Here is a 16393-nt window from a genome sequence, read left to right on the forward strand (position 1 = left end):
CTTGGCCTGGCTGGTGGCCATGAAACCCGCCCCCAGGATCAGGGCCAGGACGATGAGCAGGCGGTACTTGATCGACAGAAGACGCATGCAGACGAAGGGCGGCCGGCGCAAAGGCAATCGTGATGCAAGCCAAAAGCATGCAGCAGGGCGGGTATTGGCGCAATGATAACTGGCTTTCTTGATAATTTACGCTGGCGAACGCGACAAGATAACCACGACTTACCAAATAAAAGTGCCGATTTGTCGACAAAGATGCAAATAAGCAATAAGATTTGTTGAGGGGAATCATTGCGCATCGCCCCTGTCTTGCCGCCCGTTTCAGGCGCGGGACATTACGCGCAGGGAGTGTTGTATGTTATTTTTAAAGAGTACGTCCGTCAGCAAGGCCCCTGGCATCTACGAGGTCGACATCGCCGCCAAACCGCCAGGCAAGACCTTCGGCATTTTTCTCGCCACCGATCCCGACCAGCCACCATCAGCCTTGCTGGGGCAATTGAAGGTGCTCGGCTTCGAGAACACCTATAGTTCGCCCTACCTGCACAAGGATGGGGGCAAAGTGCTGGACCTGCATTTCCAGAAAGATGGCACGGATATCTTCAAAGGCTGGAAAACCGAAGAGTGCACGCACAATCTGGCGGCCATCACGGCGCTGTTCGAGGAGCATGGCATCGTTATTACGCCACGCGTGATGTCGATGGCCGAAGCCTACGCTTAATCTGCCTCAACCGCTTCAACCCGCCTCCACGCCAATGTGATACAGCGCCCACGGGCAGCTGGTGTAGCGTTCGGCCAGGGGCAGGGCTGCCACGGCCGCGATGCGGTCCGCATCGTGGATCGCCCATAGCGGCCCCAGGCCGCCCAGCGCCATCGCCTGCCCGTCCAGGTGGGTGGCGACGATAAAACGCTGCGTGCGCGCCTGCGCCATGGTCAGCGCCGCCGCATAGCCATCCACGGCACGCAGCACTAGCCGTACGGCATCTTCCTCGGGCGCACCCGCCGCCTTCAAGACATCGACCAGCAACGGCCCGCGCAGGGCATGCGCCTTGCCATCGTATTCCAGGGTGGGGTGGATGGTGCGCGCCGGCAAATTCGCCAGCGCCGCGAAGTCGAAGGCCCGCGCCCGCTCAAAACTGATCTTTTGCTTGTGCATCATCTGGTCGCGCACGGCGTCGAACGGACCCCGGTTCGGCTTGTCGATGCTGCCCGTTATGGTCAGCAAGGCAGGACCGCGCAGGCCGGCGGGCGCCGCGCGGGCGATGGCGGGCAGGGCCGCGCCAGCCATGGCGGCGGCGAGAAACTGGCGTTTGTGCATGCACTTCTCCTCTGGACTGAAATCGCTAATGTTCTTAAGTCTATCTTAAGTTCGCTCAACGGTGCGCATTGTACGGTTATTGTCAGTTTGCAATGTCGGCTTACATCTTGTCACAGTTCTTACGGAATGAAGAAAGACGTAGCTTTTTTCGGCTGTTATTGTGTCCTCATCGCACTTCGCTGAACTGCGAATCCAGGCACGAATCTAGGAACATTAACTAATTGAGAGAGAGAACATGATGAAGAAGAAAATCCTGTTTGCAATGATCGCTTCCGTTACCGCATTCACCGGCATGAGCGCCGCCCACGCCGAGGGCGCCTATGTGGGTGCTGGCGTCACGGGCAACCGCTATAACTTCGATATTCCTGGCGCCACCAGCGCCGATAATCACAGCGGCTACAAGGCCGGCGCCAAGATCTTCGCCGGTTACGATTTCGATAAAACCTGGGCGGTCGAGGGCGGCTATGCCGATTTCGGCAGCAAGGATTACAGCTATGTCACCGGCGCCGGCAACGGTTCCGTGAAAAGCGATTCGCACGGCTACTACCTGGCCGGCAAGGCCACCATGCCCGTGACCGACAAGGTCGGCGTATTCGGCAAGCTCGGTGTGGCCAAGGTCAAGAACAGCTTGAGCGGCACGGGCCTGTCGAGCGGCATCAGCGGCAACGACAAGACGGGTGTGTACGCTTCCGTCGGCGCCCAGTACGCGATCAACGAGAAAGTCTCGCTGACGGCGGAAGTGGAACACTTCGGCAAGAGCGCCGACCAGGGCCGCAAGGCTACTGGCCTCGCTTTAGGCGCACGCTACAATTTCTAATGGTTTAGAAATGTGCTGAAAAAAAAGGCAGTTACCGCGAGGTAACTGCCTTTTTGCATGGCCGGACCGAAATTACGTGGTCAACGGCTTGTAGCGGATACGTTTCGGTTTCGCGCCTTCTTCACCCAGACGTTTCTTCTTGTCGGCTTCGTATTCCTGATAGTTGCCGTCAAAGAAGGTGACTTGCGAGTTGCCTTCGAAGGCCAGGATGTGCGTGGCGATACGGTCGAGGAACCAGCGATCATGGGAAATGACCATGACGCTGCCGGCAAATTCCAGCAAGGCGTCTTCCAGCGCGCGCAAGGTTTCCACGTCCAGATCGTTCGACGGTTCATCGAGCAGCAGGACGTTGCCGCCCATCAAGAGGGTTTTCGCCAGGTGCAGACGGCCACGTTCACCGCCGGACAGGTTGCCCACCATTTTTTGCTGGTCCGAACCCTTGAAGTTGAAGCGGCCCAGGTAGGCGCGCGACGGCATTTCGAAGCGGCCGACCGTCAGCATGTCGGCGCCGCCGGACACGTCCTCGAACACGGACTTGTTGTCAGCGAGACTATCGCGGTTCTGGTCGACGATGGAAACGCGCGCCGTCTGGCCGATGGCCACTTCGCCGCTGTCCGGCGTTTCCTTGCCGGTGATCATCTTGAACAGGGTCGACTTACCGGCGCCGTTGGGGCCGATGATGCCGACGATGGCGCCTGGCGGCACGGTAAAGCTCAGGTTGTCGATCAGCAGGCGGTCGCCGAACGCTTTCGACACGTTCTTGAACTCGATGACGTCATTGCCCAGGCGTTCGGCCACGGGAATGAAGATCTCCTGCGTTTCGTTGCGCTTCTGGTATTCGTGCTCGGACAACTCGTTGAAGCGGGCCAGGCGGGCTTTCGACTTGGCCTGGCGCGCTTTCGGGTTCTGGCGCGACCATTCCAATTCCTTTTGCAGCGCCTTCTGGCGCGCCGATTCCGTCGATTCTTCCTGCTTCAGGCGGGCTTGCTTCTGCTCCAGCCAGGTCGAGTAGTTACCCTTCCATGGAATGCCGCTGCCGCGGTCCAGTTCCAGGATCCACTCTGCCGCGTTGTCGAGGAAGTAGCGGTCATGGGTGATGGCCACCACGGTACCGGGGAAGCGCAGCAGGAATTGTTCCAGCCAGTCGACCGATTCCGCATCCAGATGGTTGGTCGGTTCGTCGAGCAGCAGCATGTCGGGCTTCGACAGCAGCAGCTTGCACAGCGCCACGCGGCGCTTTTCACCGCCGGACAGCACGCCGACCTTGGCGTCCCATGGCGGCAGGCGCAGCGCGTCGGCGGCCATTTCCAGCTGCAGATTCAGATTGCCGCCGTCGGACGTCGAGATGATCGCTTCCAGGCGTGCCTGTTCCGTGGCCAGGGCGTCGAAATCGGCGTCTTCCTCGGCATACGCGGCGTACACGGCTTCCAGCTTGGCTTGCGCCTCAAACACTTCGCCCAGGCCCGACTCCACTTCCTGGCGCACGGTTTTTTCCGGGTCCAGCTGCGGTTCCTGCGGCAGGTAGCCGATGTTCAGGCCCGGCATCGGCACGGCTTCGCCCTGGATGTCGGTGTCGATGCCTGCCATGATTTTCAGCAGGGTCGATTTGCCGGAGCCGTTCAGGCCCAGCACGCCGATCTTCGCGCCTGGGAAGAAGGACAGGGAAATATCTTTCAGAATCTGGCGCTTGGGCGGGACGATTTTGCCCACGCGATTCATGGTGTAGACGTAATTTGCCATTAGAAATCTCGGGTGATATACAAAGACGGACAGGATACGGTAAACGCCCGCTTCCGGCCAGCGCTGCGCGCAGCCGGGGCGGGTAAAACCGGATTACGCAGCCAGCCGCGCGCGGCGGCTGCTCCACAGCCCCTCGGCCGCATACAGGCCCAGCGCCGTCCAGATGACGAGGAAGCCCAGCATGCGCTCTTGGGTGAACGATTCGTGGAAGACCCACACGCCGATCAGGAGCTGGCCCGTGGGGGCGATGTATTGCAGCAAGCCCAATACGGCCAGCGGCAGGCGGCGCGCGCCGGCGGCAAACAGCAGCAGGGGAATGGCCGTGATGGGGCCGGACGCCAGCAGCAGCGCGCGCGTGGCGGTGGAATCTGTATTGACGAAGCCGCTCTGGCCATGCCAGGCCAGCCACAGCATGTAAGCCAGCGCCAGAGGGAACAGAATCAATGTTTCAAACGACAGGCCTTCCAGCGCGCCCAGCGCGGCCGTCTTGCGCAGCAAGCCATAGCCGCCAAACGTGGCCGCCAGCAGCAGGGCGATCCAGGGCACTTGCCCCGCCTGCCAGGTGAGCCAGGCCACGCCGCAGGCGGCCAGCCCGATGGCCAGCCACTGCAGGCGGCGCAGGCGTTCGTGCAGCAGCAAAAAGCCCAGCATGACATTGATCAGGGGCGTAATGAAGTAACCGAGGCTGGCGTCGACCACGTGGCCGTTGTTGACGGCCCAGATATAGATGAACCAGTTGGCGGAGAGCAAAAACGCACTGGCGACGAAGCTGGCCACCACCCTGGGCTGCGCTTTGAGGCTGCCCAGCCAGCTCCACTGCCGGCGCACGGTCAGCACGATACCGAGGAACAAGAGCGACCAGACCATGCGGTGCGCCAGGATTTCCTGTGGCGCGATCTCGCCGATGGCGTGAAAGTACAGGGGGAACAGGCCCCAGCACAGGAAGGCGAGGGAGGCGTACAACATGCCTGGATTCATGATGGGCTTCGCTGGAGAGTAGACAGTCTGTCATTATGGCGGAAAACATCGGGGGCTGCCCGGCGCCGCTGGCGAGGCGTAGAATGGCAACAAATCAATGGCCGCAAGCCCGCGCAGCAAGGCGGAGCGGCATAAAACCACGACTTTGGGGCAGCCCGGGACCATGCAAAAATACTCTTGCTATTTGCTAATACCTATCATATTGTGCGATGCAACAAAACAAAAACGGGTGCAATCTTGACGTCGGAACATAAAAAAAGCGGCCTTGCCGGCATGACCCTGGCGGCCGTCGGCATCGTTTACGGCGATATCGGCACCAGTCCGCTGTACACCCTCAAAACGGTCTTCGACCCGGCCCACGGCCTGCTGCTGTCGCCAGAGAACCTGCTGGGCATCGTTTCGCTGATCTTCTGGGGCCTGACCCTGATCGTCTCGCTCAAGTACGTGACCCTGGTGCTGCGCGCCGACAACCGCGGCGAGGGCGGCATCATGGCCTTGATGGCGCTGGTGCTGTCGTCCGTCAGCCGCCTGTCGCGCTGGCATTTCCCGTTGATGGTGATCGGCGTCTTCGGCGCCACCCTGTTCTATGGCGACAGCGTGATCACGCCGGCCATTTCCGTGCTGTCGGCGATCGAAGGCCTGGAAGTGGCCACGCCCGCCTTCAGTCCGTATGTGGTGCCGCTGACGATGGTGGTGCTGGTGGCGCTGTATTCGGTGCAGTCGCATGGCACGGCCGGCATCGGCCGCTATTTTGCCCCCATTATGGTGCTGTGGTTTGCCGCGCTGGCCGGCATGGGCGTGGTCAACATCATCAAGTCGCCGGCCATTCTGGCCGCGCTCAATCCCCTGCACGCGGCGACCTTCCTGATGAATAACGGCTTCGTTGCCTTCGTTGCCCTGGGCGCCGTGGTGCTGGCGCTGACGGGCGCCGAGGCGCTGTACGCCGACATGGGCCACTTCGGCAAGAAGCCGATCCGCCTGGCCTGGTTCCTGATCGCCTTTCCCGCGCTGGCGCTGAATTACCTGGGCCAGGGCGGTCTGCTGCTGGCCCATCCCGAAGCCGTCACGAATCCGTTTTACCAGCAACTGGGCGCGTGGAGCGTGTATCCGCTGGTGATCCTGTCGACCATGGCCACCGTGATCGCCTCGCAGGCGACCATTTCCGGCACCTTCTCGATGACCAAGCAAGCGATCGCGCTGGGCTTCTTGCCGCGCATGCGCGTGCGCCACACGTCGGAAAGCGAAATCGGGCAGATTTACATCCCTGCCGTGAACTGGCTGCAGCTGGCCGTGGTGCTGCTGGCCGTCATCGGCTTCGGTTCCTCGGAAAACCTGGCCGCCGCCTACGGCATTGCCGTCACGGCCACGATGCTGTCGACCACCATCCTGACGTTCTTCGTCATCCGCTACCGCTGGAAGATGAACCTGGCCCTGTGCTGGGCCGCCACGGGCTTTTTCCTGATCATCGACGTCAACCTGGTGTCGGCGACTGCCCTGAAACTGTTCCATGGCGGCTGGTTCCCGCTGCTGCTGGGCTCGATTTTGTTCATCGTCATGCTGACCTGGAAGCGCGGCCGCCAGCTGGTGTTCCAGAACCTGGAAAAGCATGCGATCCCGCTCGACGACTTCCTCTCGTCGCTGTTCATCGCGCCGCCGCTGCGCGTGCCCGGCACGGCCATCTTCCTGCGCGGCGAAACGGATGGCGTGCCGCATGCGCTGCTGCATAACCTGCTGCACAACAAGGTGTTGCATGAACGGGTGATCTTCCTCACCGTTTTCATGCATGAAGAGCCGTGGGTGGCGCCATCGGAGCGCGTGCGCGTGGTGGACCTGGGCCACCAGTGCTACCAGGTCAACGTGCATTACGGCTTCAAGGATGAACCGGATATTCCATCCGCGCTGGCGCAGTGCGCCCAGCAGGGACTCGATTTCGAGATGATGGAGACGTCGTTCTTCATCGCGCGCCAGACCATCATCTCGACGCCCGGTGCGGGCATGATGCCGTGGCGCGAGCACCTGTTCGTCACCATGTCGCGCAATGCGCGCACGGCGGCCGACTATTATCAGATTCCGAGCAACCGGGTAATCGAACTGGGCACGCAGGTGGAAATATAGATATTGTGTCAACGTTGCATCGAGACACATTTATTGCCCTGCTTACGTCTGCTTACAAATGGGCTACGCGAGTCCTGTTAAACTCCAGCCCGTACCGGTCCGCACCGTACGGGCTTAGCCACACACCAATATTTAAAGGGAAACCATGAAATCGGTATTTCAAATGATCGCCACCCTCGCTTGCGCCGTGGCCCTGACCGCTTGCGGCGCTGCTGCCAACACCGAGAAGCCGGTCGTGCTTGACCCGAACACGCAAGTCAAAGAGTTCCTCTTTCCCGACCTGGTGAAAGGCACCGGCACGGCCGCCGCCGCGGGCGATACCCTGACGGTGGTGTACACGGGCTGGCTGTATGACGCGAGCAAGCCGGACGGCAAAGGCGTGCAGTTCGATGCGGTAATCCCGCCCAAAAGTTTTACGTTCGTCCTGGGTATCGGCAAAATGATTCTGGGCTGGGACCGTGGCCTGGTCGGCATGCAAGAGGGTGGCACGCGCCGCCTGCTCATTCCGTATGACCTGGGCTATGGCGTTGGCGGCACCCGTGATTCGACGGGTGCGGTGGTGATTCCGCCTTACGCTGGCCTGGTGTTCGACATCACGCTGCGAAAAGTAGAGAAAAAGTAAGCACGCGCAAGGTGCACGGACAAAGGGCGACTCCATGGAGTCGCCCTTGTTGCTTTTGCGGCGGAGTCAGGCGGGCGCCAGTTCCTGGAAGTAGTACGTGGCGCCGCCCAGATTGGCTGGCGCGTCATATTGCAGCACTTGCGTGCGGCGCAGCGCCACCGGTGCGCTGAAGGCGGGCCCGTCGTAGACGAAGGTGTGGAATTCGCCGTTTTCACCGCAGGCGTCGACGCCGGGCGGCAGGTCGGCCAAAAAGGCGGCGTCGAACTCGCGCCCGCAAAATGCGCGCGGCAGGTGCTGGCTATTGATGCACACGACGATGGCCTTGAAGCCGGCGGCGAGAAATTCGTCGACCAGCGCGCGGCGGTCTCCGCCCCACAGGGGCAGGTGCGCCGTCAGGCCGGCGGCCGCACAGACTTTTTCTTCCCAGTCGCGGTGCGGCTGCAGGTCGATGTCGCCAAACAGCGCATGATCGATGCCCTCGGCCTTGGCCGCGCGCAGCATGGCGATGAATTGTTCCTCGTAGCTGGCCCAGCTGGCGTGATAGCGCTGCAGGCGCGCGCCCAGGCTGGCCGCTTGCGCCTCAAGCAGCTCGGGCGGCACGCCGTGCGAGCGCGACTTGCGGCCATCTTCATCCATGGCCGTGATCAACAGGGGAACGGCCATGCCGGTGTTGCGCGCGCGCCACAGGGCCAGGCAGGAATCCTTGCCGCCGCTCCAGGAAATCAGGGCCGTCGTCATGCGGGTTGCTCCACCGCGCGCAGCATGTCGACGTGCTCAATGCCGTCTTCGTCATAGGGCGCGCTGACGGTGACAAAGCCGAAGGATTGATAGAAGCGCTCCAGGTACTGCTGCGCGCCGATGCGGATGGCGTGGCCAGGGTGCTGGCGTTCGGCGCGCGCGATGCCTTCCACCAGCAGCTGCTTGCCGGCGCCCATGGTGCGCGCCTCGGGTGCCGTCAGCACGCGGCCCAGCGACATTTCCACATACTTGGCGCCCGGTGCCAGCACGCGCAGGTAGGCGGCCAGCCGGCGCTGGCCATCGACCGTTTGCCAGCCCAGCAAATGCATGGCTTGCTGGTCATGGCCGTCCAGGTCCGGGTAAATGCACTGCTGTTCGATGACGAACACGCGCTGGCGCAAGGCCAGCACCTGGTACAAATCGTGGGGGCCGAGTTCGTCGAACGTGTTCCATTGCCAGCTGATCATGGGTCATCCTTGATTGAGAGTGGCCATGATTTTACCGGCTTCAGACCGCCGGCGCGGGATAGCGCTGCGCATACCACTGCTTCAGGTGCTCGATGCAGCGCGTCACGCGGGGCGCCACCAGCTGGCGCGACGGATAGATGGCGAACAGCGCCAGGCTGGGGCGCTCGATGTCCGGAAACAGCTCGACCAGGGCGCCGCTGGCCAGTTCCTCGCGGCAGACGAAGGTGGGCAGGATGCCGATGCCCAGGGCGCGCAGGATCAGGCTGCGCATGAACAGCGTGTTGTTCGTGCGCACCCAGTTCGGCACTTCGATGTCGCTGTGCGGTCCAGCATGGCGCAGCGGCCAGCGGCTGCCGAACAGCGCGTGGCTGTAGATGAAGCAGCGCTGGCGCGTCAGGTCCGTGGCTTCCCGCAAGGGGCCGTGGCGTTCCAGGTAGGCCGGCGCGCAGCAGATGTGCAGGCGGTAGTCGTGGATGTGGCGCGCCACGTAGCTCGAATCGGTGAGCGCGGTGGTGACGCGAAAACCCAGGTCGTAGTTGGCGGCCGCCAGGTCGACGTATTCATCCTTCAGGTCGACGTCCAGGCGCAAGGCTGGCCAGTCGGCCATGAAATCGGCCAGGCCTTCGGCCAGCTCGCCCACACCCAGGGTCAGCGGCGCATTGATGCGCAGGCGGCCCGTCACGTGCGCCGTCGAGTGTGCCACCATGTCTTCCGCCTGCGCCAGTTCGTCGAGCAGCTTGCGGCAGTGCTCAAGGTAGGCGGCGCCCGTTTCCGTCAGGGCCAGCTGGCGCGTGGTGCGCGTCATCAGGCGCCCGCCCAGTTCCTGCTCCAGCTGGCCGATGCGCCGGCTCACATAGGAGGCCGACAAGTCCAGTTCATCGGCGGCGCGGCGAAAGCTGCCCAGCTCGGCCACGCGGCGAAACAGCTGCATCGCCTGCAATTTGTCCATGTCGGTTCCAGTCAGAGATTTTATTCAGTCGTATTACGCATCAGTGCTGTGCATTATTCATCATTTTTCTCCATTTTGATTCGGAATATGCTGGTGACCTCTCTACAGAAAGGCCACACCATGAAAAAATTACTGATCAGCAGCCTGTTGCTCGCCGCCTTTTCCACCGCCCAGGCGGCCGAGGTCCTCGTCGTGCTGTCGGACGCCAATCACCTCGACTTGCGCGACGGCAAGGTCTTCCCGACGGGCTTTTATCTGAATGAATTGATGCAACCCGTGAAAAAACTGCTCGACGCGGGTCACACGGTGACGTTCGCCACGCCGCAGGGCCAGGCGCCCACGCTGGACGTCAGCTCGGATACGGTCGATTACTTTGGCGGCGACGCCACCGCGCACGCGGCGCACAAGGCGCTGCTGGACCAGCTGGCGCTGACGGTGCCGGGCCGCTCGCCCGTGATCAGCCTGAAGCGCGTGGAACAGATCGGCTATGGCCACTACGCGGCCGTGCTGGTGCCGGGCGGCCACGCGCCGATGCAGGATCTGTTGAAGGATGCCAGCCTGGGCGCCTTGTTGCGCCGGTTCCACGCGGACGGCAAGCCGACGGCGCTGCTGTGCCACGGCCCCATCGCTTTGCTGTCGGCCTTGCCGCAGGCGGCAGCGTTTGCGGCCGCGCTGGAAGCGGGCCGCACGCCACCCACCCCGGCGGACTGGATCTACAGCGGCTACCGCATGACGGTGATCAGTAATCAGGAAGAGCTGGCGGCGCAGGGCGCGCTGCAGGGCGGAACGATGAAGTTCTATCCGCAGTCGGGTTTGCAGGCGGCCGGCGCGCGCTATGTGCAGAACCAGGCGCCGTGGACCAGCAACGTGGTGGTCGACCGCGAACTGATCACGGGACAGAACCCCGCCTCGGCGCCGGCCCTGGCGGACAAGCTGCTGCAGGCGCTGCGCTAAAAAAAATATCCCCGACGGCGCCTGATGGCGCGGCCGGGGATGGATGGACAATCGCGTCAGTGATGCATTAAACGATGGTCAAGGTCACGTCGATGTTGCCGCGCGTGGCGTTCGAGTACGGGCAGACGATGTGGGCGGCGGCGACCAGCGCTTCGGCGGCGGCGCGTTCCATGCCTGGCAGCGAGATTTTCAGTTCCACTTCGATGCCGAAGCCCGTGTCGATGGCGCCGATGCCGACGTTGCCTTCGATCGACAGGTCCGCTGGCAGGGCGATCTTGTCGCGGCCGCCGACGAATTTCATGGCGCCGATGAAGCAGGCCGAGTAGCCGGCGGCAAACAGTTGTTCCGGATTGGTGCCGACGGCGCCATTGCCGCCCAGTTCTTTTGGCGTGGTCAGCTTGACGTCCAGCACATTGTCGGACGATACGGCACGGCCTTCGCGGCCTCCGGTGGCGGTAGCTTGAGCGCGGTACAGGACTTGTTTGATCGACATGATGGTTTTCCTCGGTGAGTTAAATAGTTAACGACTAAATAGTGTGCTACTTGTTTCGTGGGCTGTCGCCCCAGGATCCCCGTCTGCAGAAGCGCTTGCCGGCGTCCATGTACACAATATATATCGTGCGCTATTTAATTGCAAGCGATTTTATTTCGGGGCGGCGCATATTGATGCTTTATTTTGATGCCTTTGTCGCCACTACCGGGCTTCCATCGCATAATGGCCACCGCCGGTGGGGCCGATGGTTATGCTTGGCTCCACTTCACACCCCAAGGAAAAATCATGACTAGCCTCTTCTTTATCCTGCGCATCACCGTGGCCACGATGGTCGCCTACATCATCGCTACGGCGATCCTGGTCGAGAATTTCTTGCGCTATATCTTCGGGCACACGGAAGGCTTCTTTGTCATCGTTGGCGCGCTGCTGGCCAGCGCCGTCATCACGAATGCGTTTTCGCACGTGCGGCGCGTGCGGCTGATCGCCGGCACCGTCAACGCCGGCACCCTGTCGAGCCGCCAGCGGCGCCAGATCGAGATACCGTTCGAGGCGGGCGAGGCATTCGACATGATCGACGCGGCCATCCGCGAACTGCCGGGCAGCGAAGTGGTCGAAAGCGCGCGCGACAGCCTGCAGGTGCAGGCTAGAGTGCGCCGCGCGGCGCCCTATACGCACACGGGCTTGCCCCGCATGCGCCTGCTGGGCTTCCTCGAGCCGCGGCCGAACCAGATCCTCGCCACCGTCACGCCGAATGGCGAAGCGGGCAGCGTGACCCTGATCTGCGAACCGGCGCGCAACGCGTGGACGGACTGGTTCCTCGTCGACCATGGCAGCAACCTGGAAAACGCGGAAGCGGTGACGCGGGCGATGACGCGCCGCGTGGCGCAGCGCCGGCGCGGTGAGCAGGCCGAGGCGCGCCAGACGGTGACGGAAAAGGAACTCACGGTGGCCAAGCTGAGCCTGCTGCATGCGCAGGTGGAACCGCACTTCCTGTACAACACCCTGGCCAGCGCGCAGCTGCTCACGCGCAGCGACCCCGTGCGCGCCGACGAGATGCTGGGCAACCTGATCCTGTACCTGCGCCACTCGCTGCCGCGCACGGAGCAAGCCATGTCGACCCTGGGCACGGAGCTGGAGCGGGCGCGCGCCTACCTCGATATTTTGAAAATCCGCATGGGCGGGCGCCTGAACCTGCAGATCGAAGTGCCGCAATACCTGCGCCAGGCGGAGCTGCCGCCGATGATGCTGCAAACCCTGGTGGAAAACGCCATCAAGCATGGCCTGGAGCCGAAAAGCGGCGGCGGCACCATCTGGATCATGGCGCGCAGCGGCAATGGCACGGTGATCGTCACGGTGGCCGACGACGGCAAGGGGTTCAGCGACGATGGCGCCGGCACGGGCATCGGCCTGCGCAATGTGCGCGAACGCCTGCGCCTGACCTACGGCAATACCGCCGCGTTTGCCATCGTCGCCAATTTCCCCGATGGCGTGACGGCCACCATCACGGTGCCCGACAGCACGGCGCAAGGAGTGTCCCATGCATCAGCCTGAGATGACTTGCGTCATCGCCGAAGATGAAACCCTGCTGCGCGATGCGCTCGTGGCCCTGCTGGTCGAGGAGTGGCCCTGCTTGCGCATCGTCGCCGCCTGCGACGACGGCGGCACGGCGCTCGAGGCCATCGCCACGCACAAGCCCGACGTCGCCTTCCTCGACATCCGCATGCCGGGCCTGACGGGGCTGGAAGTGGCGGCCGGCGTGCTTGAGGCGAGTCCCGCCACGCAGGTGGTGTTCGTCACGGCCTACGACCAGTACGCGATCGACGCCTTCGACAAGGGCGCCGTCGATTATCTGTTGAAACCGATCGCCCGCGAGCGCTTGCAAGCGACCTTGCAGCGCGTGCAGGCACGGGCCGGCAAGACCCGGGTGGGTGATGGCGCACTGGCCGGCCTGCTGCAGCAATTGAGCAGTGCCTTGCCGGCGGCCGCCAAGTCGCCGCCGCTGGTGTGGCTGACGGCCAGCAGCGGCAAGGATACGCGGTTGATCATGGTGGAAGACATCGCCTATTTTCAGTCCGACACCAAGTACACGGCCGTCATGACGGCGGAAGGCGAGGCGCTGCTGCGCAAGCCGATCCGCGAACTGCTCGACGTGCTCGATCCGGCCATCTTCAAACAGATCCACCGCTCCACCATCGTCAACATGAAGATGGTGGCGTCGGTCACGCGCGACGAGGTGGGCCGCGGCGCCTTGCGCCTGAAGACGCGGCCGGAAACCCTGGCCGTGAGCCAGCCGTTCATGAGTTTGTTTCGGAATATGTAGGCTGGCTTACTCCGCCGTCTCAAAACCTTCGAGCACATTGACGACATTGATGCCGATTTCCTTCACCGCATAGCCGCCTTCGAGGATGAAGGCGGTGGGAAAATTCAAATGCGCGAGGCGCTCGCCCACGCGCAGGTAGTCGCCGCTTTGCAGGGCGAAGTGCGACAGCGGGTCGCCGGCGAAAGTATCCACACCGAGCGAGACCACCAGCGCGTCGGGCGCATACATATTGATGCGCAGGCAGGCCGTTTCCAGCGCCGCGAACCAGCTGGCCGTGGTGCTGCCGGCCGGCAGCGGCAAGTTGACGTTGTAGCCGAGCCCCGCGCCGCTGCCCGTTTCATCGGCATGGCCCAGGTAAAACGGATATTCGCTGCGCGGGTCGGCATGCACGGAGGCGAACAGCACGTCGTCGCGCTGGTAAAAGATGCTTTGCGTGCCGTTGCCGTGGTGGTAATCGATATCGAGGATGGCGACCTTGCGTGCACCGTCGTCGAGCAGATGCTGCGCGGCCAGGGCCGCGTTGTTCAGGAAACAGTAGCCGCCAAAAAAGTCGCTGCCCGCATGGTGGCCCGGCGGGCGCGTCAGGGCGAACGTGGCCCGCTCGCCCAGGCGCAGTGCGTGGGCCGCGTTGACGGCGCAGTCGGCGCCCGTCTTGGCCGCCGTCCACGTGCCAGCCGTCAGCGGCGTGCCGTTGTCCATCGAGTACAGGCCCAGCCTGGCCGTGAAGTCGTCCGGTTCGATGTCGCTGCGCAAGGTGCGCACGGGCCAGACGGATGGCAAGGCGTCCTTGCCCGCGTTGTCGGGGGCGAGCGCCAGCCAGTCGTGCCAGGCGTGGCGCAAAAAATGCAGGTAACGGGGCGTGTGGATGCGCTCGAGCGAGGTCAGCGGCACGCCGTGGGGCGTGACGATGCGGCCCAGGTTGCGCCGCCCCAGCTCGGCCACCACCATGTCGGCTCGCTCCGGTGTCTCGAAGCAGGGCACCAGGGTGCCGCGAAACATTTCGAAGCGGCCCCGGTGCTGGCTGTGCAATTCATTGTAGAAGGTCAGCATGGGGCGCCAGGCGAAAAGTCAGGCAGGATCAGGTGTGCGAACACAGGGTGCTGGCGCGGTAGGCGGCGACGAAATCGTCGAAGCTGCCGGCTGGCGCCGCTTCCATGGCGCGCTGTTCGGCCAGCGAGCTGGCGGCCATTTCGTCGAAATACGCACTTTGTTCCGATGTTGGCGGATGCGCGCGGAAAAACGCCGCATGGCGTTCGCTTTGCTGCAGGCCGAAGGCGGCAAACGAGCCGCCATTGGCGCGCAGCTCGGCCAATACCTTCGCCGACGGCGTCGCATCGGGGTCGGCCAGCTTGACGGCTTGCGCCGCCAGGCTGTCCGCGTGCTGCGTGCCGCCATGGCGAGAGTCGAGCAGGGCCGCCACGGGGGCGATGCGCGCCAGCAATTCCTCGCCCCAGGCCTGCAAGCTGATTTCCTCGCCATCGCGGCGCAGGGTCAGGCCCGGCTTGCGGCCTTCCTTGACCGTGCGGGCGAAATTGTTCGTGTAGCAGGCGCTTTGCTCGGCCGAAATGGGGCCGCTGTCGTCGAGCGCGCAGAACAGCAAAAAGGCGTCGAGGAAGCGGCCCGTTTCCAGGCTGATGCCGACCGGTTCGAACGGATCGACATCCATGCAGCGCACTTCGATGTATTGCACGCCGCGCAGGCACAGGGCCTGGATCGGGCGCTCGCCCGTGCGGATCACGCGTTTCGGGCGGATGGTCGAATAGTATTCATTTTCGATCTGCAGCACGTTGGTGGACAGCTGAATCCACTCGCCATCTTTTTTGGTTCCCAGCGTTTCGTACGGCGGATATGGGTCGTTGACGGCGTGCGTGAGCGCGTTGACGTAGTCTTCCAGGCTGTTTTCGTGCGGGCGCAGGCCGGACTGGGCATCGTTCTGGTAACCGAGGTCGCTCATGCGCAGGCTGGTGGCGTAGGGCAGGAACAGGGTGTCGTCGGACAGGGTCTCGAGCTTGTGCGCGCGGCCGCGCAGGAAACCGGCGGACAGGGCCGGCGAGGCGCCGAACAGATACATCAGCAGCCAGCTGTAGCGGCGGAAATTGCGGATCGTTGCCAGATAGCTTTCCGACTGCACGTCTTTCGGCGTGGCAGCTGCCTGCGTGGCGCTGGCGCTGGCGCTGGTGTCCGGGTTGCTGGCCAGCACTTGCCACAGCTGTTCGTCGAGCGAGTAGTTGTAATGGATGCCGGCGATGCATTGCATGGCTTTGCCGTAGCGCAAGGCCAGGCCGCGCCGGTAGACATGCTTGAGCATGCCCATGTTCGACGTGCCGTAGTTGGCGATCTCGATGTCCGCTTCGGGCGGCAGCTGGCATGGCATCGACTGGCTCCACAGCAACTCGTCGCCGAGGCGGCTGTAGGCATGGCGGTGCACGGTGTCGAGCTTGTCGAGCGTGACGCCGATGTCGGCTTCAGCCGGAGTGATGAATTCGAGCAGCGCTTCGGCGTAGTCGGTGGTGATTTCAGGGTGCGTCAGCGCCGAGCCCAGGGCTATCGGGTGGGGCGTGGAAGCCAGATGGCCGGCGTGGTCGACGCGCAGGGTTTCACGCTCGATGCCGCGCAAGCCGCCCAGCAGCGCGCGGTTGGCATCTTCAGTCAGCAATGCCAGGCGGCGAGTCAACAGGTTGGGCAATTTGAGCTTCCTTTCTTGTGCAGCATATAAATAATTTGTGCTGAGATTAACCGAATTTTGGCAAATGCGTCGGCGCCGGCCCAAAAAACGCCGCGTCGCCAGCGTCCGCCCCGGGGAACGGGGGCGGCGCTTCGGTCAGGAATTCGCTTGATATTTTAACAAACTGCGATGGCATCTGGCGCGCCGCCGGATCAAGCTTTGC

General features: G+C 63.0%; 16 protein-coding genes. 7 read left to right on the forward strand and 9 right to left on the reverse strand.

Annotated elements, in window-relative coordinates; all coding sequences use genetic code 11:
• Positions 1–352 precede the first annotated feature (352 nt).
• Entirely contained in the window at positions 353–715 is a 363-nt protein-coding gene (locus FG13_RS19610; protein WP_035823566.1) for a hypothetical protein, read from the forward strand.
• Positions 716–730: 15 nt separating this feature from the next.
• Here FG13_RS19610 and FG13_RS19615 read toward each other — a convergent pair whose 3' ends face one another.
• Positions 731–1312 carry a molybdopterin-dependent oxidoreductase gene (locus FG13_RS19615; RefSeq protein WP_035823568.1) on the reverse strand — a complete coding sequence of 194 codons (582 nt, stop codon included), beginning with the start codon at positions 1310–1312 and terminating at the stop codon, positions 731–733.
• Positions 1313–1547: 235 nt separating this feature from the next.
• On the opposite strand from FG13_RS19615, the gene FG13_RS19620 reads away from it, so the two are divergent.
• The gene (locus tag FG13_RS19620; RefSeq protein WP_035823570.1) at positions 1548–2129 is read left to right on the forward strand and encodes a porin family protein; all 582 of its coding nucleotides are present in this window, start codon (positions 1548–1550) and stop codon (positions 2127–2129) included.
• Between the two features lie 72 nt (positions 2130–2201).
• On the opposite strand, the gene ettA is transcribed toward FG13_RS19620, so the two are convergent.
• Together ettA and rarD are read right to left on the reverse strand one after the other, a co-directional pair.
• Entirely contained in the window at positions 2202–3869 is a 1668-nt protein-coding gene (ettA, locus tag FG13_RS19625; RefSeq protein ID WP_035823572.1) for an energy-dependent translational throttle protein EttA, read from the reverse strand.
• A 93-nt stretch (positions 3870–3962) separates the two neighbouring features.
• Positions 3963–4847 (reverse strand): EamA family transporter RarD, encoded by an 885-nt coding sequence (rarD, locus tag FG13_RS19630; RefSeq protein WP_035823574.1) that lies wholly within the window; start codon positions 4845–4847, stop codon positions 3963–3965.
• Positions 4848–5084: 237 nt separating this feature from the next.
• Between rarD and FG13_RS19635 the strand changes: the two genes are divergently transcribed.
• Positions 5085–6962, forward strand: a complete 1878-nt coding sequence (locus tag FG13_RS19635) for a potassium transporter Kup (RefSeq protein ID WP_035823576.1) — start codon at positions 5085–5087, stop codon at positions 6960–6962.
• Between the two features lie 145 nt (positions 6963–7107).
• Positions 7108–7584 (forward strand): FKBP-type peptidyl-prolyl cis-trans isomerase, encoded by a 477-nt coding sequence (locus FG13_RS19640; RefSeq protein WP_035823578.1) that lies wholly within the window; start codon positions 7108–7110, stop codon positions 7582–7584.
• Positions 7585–7650: 66 nt separating this feature from the next.
• Here FG13_RS19640 and FG13_RS19645 read toward each other — a convergent pair whose 3' ends face one another.
• The 3 genes from FG13_RS19645 to FG13_RS19655 are packed head-to-tail and all read right to left on the reverse strand — an operon-like array spanning position 7651 to position 9738.
• Complete coding sequence (locus tag FG13_RS19645; RefSeq protein WP_035823581.1) at positions 7651–8322, reverse strand: diphthine--ammonia ligase; 672 nt, start codon at positions 8320–8322, stop codon at positions 7651–7653.
• Complete coding sequence (locus FG13_RS19650) at positions 8319–8789, reverse strand: GNAT family N-acetyltransferase (RefSeq protein ID WP_035823582.1); 471 nt, start codon at positions 8787–8789, stop codon at positions 8319–8321. The genes FG13_RS19645 and FG13_RS19650 overlap by 4 nt, the downstream gene beginning before the upstream one ends.
• Positions 8790–8829: 40 nt before the next feature.
• Positions 8830–9738 (reverse strand): LysR family transcriptional regulator, encoded by a 909-nt coding sequence (locus tag FG13_RS19655; protein ID WP_035823585.1) that lies wholly within the window; start codon positions 9736–9738, stop codon positions 8830–8832.
• A 120-nt stretch (positions 9739–9858) separates the two neighbouring features.
• On the opposite strand from FG13_RS19655, the gene FG13_RS19660 reads away from it, so the two are divergent.
• Positions 9859–10692, forward strand: a complete 834-nt coding sequence (locus FG13_RS19660) for a type 1 glutamine amidotransferase domain-containing protein (protein WP_035823587.1) — start codon at positions 9859–9861, stop codon at positions 10690–10692.
• A gap of 67 nt (positions 10693–10759) precedes the next feature.
• Here the strand turns inward: FG13_RS19660 and FG13_RS19665 are convergent, their stop codons facing one another.
• Positions 10760–11185, reverse strand: coding sequence for an organic hydroperoxide resistance protein (locus FG13_RS19665; protein WP_035823589.1), 426 nt, complete (start codon positions 11183–11185; stop codon positions 10760–10762).
• A 285-nt stretch (positions 11186–11470) separates the two neighbouring features.
• On the opposite strand from FG13_RS19665, the gene FG13_RS19670 reads away from it, so the two are divergent.
• The gene (locus FG13_RS19670) at positions 11471–12736 is read left to right on the forward strand and encodes a histidine kinase (protein ID WP_035823591.1); all 1266 of its coding nucleotides are present in this window, start codon (positions 11471–11473) and stop codon (positions 12734–12736) included.
• Positions 12723–13505 carry a LytR/AlgR family response regulator transcription factor gene (locus FG13_RS19675; protein WP_152598811.1) on the forward strand — a complete coding sequence of 261 codons (783 nt, stop codon included), beginning with the start codon at positions 12723–12725 and terminating at the stop codon, positions 13503–13505. Before FG13_RS19670 ends, FG13_RS19675 begins: the two co-directional genes overlap by 14 nt.
• A gap of 6 nt (positions 13506–13511) precedes the next feature.
• Here FG13_RS19675 and FG13_RS19680 read toward each other — a convergent pair whose 3' ends face one another.
• On the reverse strand, positions 13512–14555 hold the full coding sequence (locus FG13_RS19680; RefSeq protein WP_035823595.1) for a histone deacetylase family protein: 1044 nt from the start codon (positions 14553–14555) through the stop codon (positions 13512–13514).
• 28 nt (positions 14556–14583) lie between these two features.
• The gene (gene gshA, locus FG13_RS19685; protein ID WP_035823597.1) at positions 14584–16191 is read right to left on the reverse strand and encodes a glutamate--cysteine ligase; all 1608 of its coding nucleotides are present in this window, start codon (positions 16189–16191) and stop codon (positions 14584–14586) included.
• Positions 16192–16393 lie beyond the last annotated feature (202 nt).

This window comes from Janthinobacterium sp. RA13, from assembly GCF_000745325.1.
GTDB classification, from domain to species: domain Bacteria; phylum Pseudomonadota; class Gammaproteobacteria; order Burkholderiales; family Burkholderiaceae_D; genus Janthinobacterium; species Janthinobacterium rivuli.